The following is a 385-nucleotide window of genomic DNA, read 5'->3' as shown; positions in this document are numbered from 1 at the left end:
GAAGATGACGACGTTGTGCCATTCGGTCTTTTCCTTGCGCTCGCCGGAATTCTTGTCACGCCAGCTTTCCGACGTCGCAATGCGAATGTTGACGACCGGCTCGCCCGAGTTGAGGCGACGGATTTCGGGATCCGCGCCGAGGTTGCCGACCAAAATGACCTTGTTGACGCTACCCGCCATGATATTTCTCCGCGCTCATCCGAAACAAATTTTTTTGTCGCAGCACCTTACAGGCTGCAGGCGTCAGCCGCTTGCCGTGGCTGCCTTTACCCACAAGGTTTTTGTTCCCTGTTCGTTCTATGGTGCAGATGACGTTCTGTCAATGTTTGTCAGCAAGATGTAGTGTCCCGGCCGGAAATTTCCATGAAATCGGATCTGACCGGGG

General features: G+C 54.3%; 1 protein-coding gene. It reads right to left on the bottom strand.

The window, feature by feature from the left end:
* The coding region (gene ssb, locus EOA60_RS37235) for a single-stranded DNA-binding protein (RefSeq protein WP_128312835.1) at window positions 1-180 on the bottom strand (180 nt) is incomplete at its 3' end.
* Window positions 181-385: the final 205 nt, after the last annotated feature.

The sequence above is a fragment of the Mesorhizobium sp. M1A.F.Ca.IN.020.06.1.1 genome (assembly GCF_004023265.1).
Classification (GTDB): Bacteria; Pseudomonadota; Alphaproteobacteria; order Rhizobiales; family Rhizobiaceae; genus Mesorhizobium.
Note: the sequence above shows the minus strand (reverse complement) of the source record. Positions and strands in the feature narration are given on the sequence as shown.